Here is a 983-nt window from a genome sequence, read left to right as displayed (position 1 = left end):
TGATAGTGTAGATTTTAACAATGAAATTAACAATAATGGCAAAGAAAAAGACCAACCTATTGGCGTTTGGGATTATGAAAATATAAAATGTGATATTTACGATTCTATAAAACAAGTCGCTAAATACGAATATAATTCTTTTACTATTCCTACTAAATTGATTGGCGAATTTGACAATATGACAAAACAAAACAATATTTATCCTATCTATAATTCAGATTTTAAACATTCGCAACATTTTTTTCAAATGGGATTAGATTTTTTTATTTACACTACTAATTTTAAGGATATATAATGTTGTTTCAAGGCGTTACTGAAGAAGATTTTAATATAATGTTTATAGCTTTTAATATAGGCTGGTTTGTTATCACACTACCCACAATGTTTTTATATCTTTACAAAAGGCATATTGTAAATATATTTTTTCACTTAGGTGTTATTGGATTAACATATTTTGCATATATTCTGTTGTATTTGGAAGCAAAAATTACGCAATGGGTAGTAATTGCGCTGGTATTCACTTTGTATAGTTTTTTGCAAATTATTCCGCATTTGCTATTTTGTATATATGCTACTATCTGCAATTATGGATATTTTAAATCATTAGGCATAAAAGAAAAGTTTATATTAGCTTATAAATCATTTTTTGCTGGATTGGTTTTGGCTATTGTTTTGGTTTGCATAATATCACTTTTAGCTTTTTATTTTGACAATGTTGCAATTTCTAATAAAGTGGTAACGCTAGAAATTGCATTAGCAATACTTATAAATATCCCACTACTTGCATATATCATATATAAAGACATTAAAGCGTATTTAGCAAAAAAGAAAGTGGGGTAGTATTTTGAGCAAAGCACCTTTTTATGCTAACTATGATGAACTAATCGAGCATAATTTCACTCAAACTATTCTAAACAACAAAGAATCTACCATAAAAGGACATTATAACGAATCTATAAACAAAACTCACACCCAAGACATAG

The 983-nt window shown here is 27.3% G+C and carries 2 protein-coding genes; both read left to right on the top strand.

Translation table 11 applies throughout. The annotated features are described in order from the left end of the window. Window positions 1–295, top strand: a 295-nt coding sequence (locus tag ACWIX0_RS13790; protein ID WP_454174555.1) for a DUF6402 family protein, incomplete at its 5' end; no start/stop codon positions are given. Further along, entirely contained in the window at window positions 295–840 is a 546-nt protein-coding gene (locus ACWIX0_RS13785) for a hypothetical protein (RefSeq protein WP_454174554.1), read from the top strand. The genes ACWIX0_RS13790 and ACWIX0_RS13785, both read left to right, overlap by 1 nt. Window positions 841–983 lie beyond the last annotated feature (143 nt).

It is taken from the genome of Helicobacter sp. T3_23-1059, from assembly GCF_053654515.1.
Note: the sequence above shows the minus strand (reverse complement) of the source record. Positions and strands in the feature narration are given on the sequence as shown.

Excerpts from the sequence above, each read along its gene's own strand:
- ACWIX0_RS13785 (WP_454174554.1), top strand. The coding sequence starts at position 295 with ATGTTGTTTCAAGGCGTTACTGAAGAAGATTTTAATATAATGTTTATA.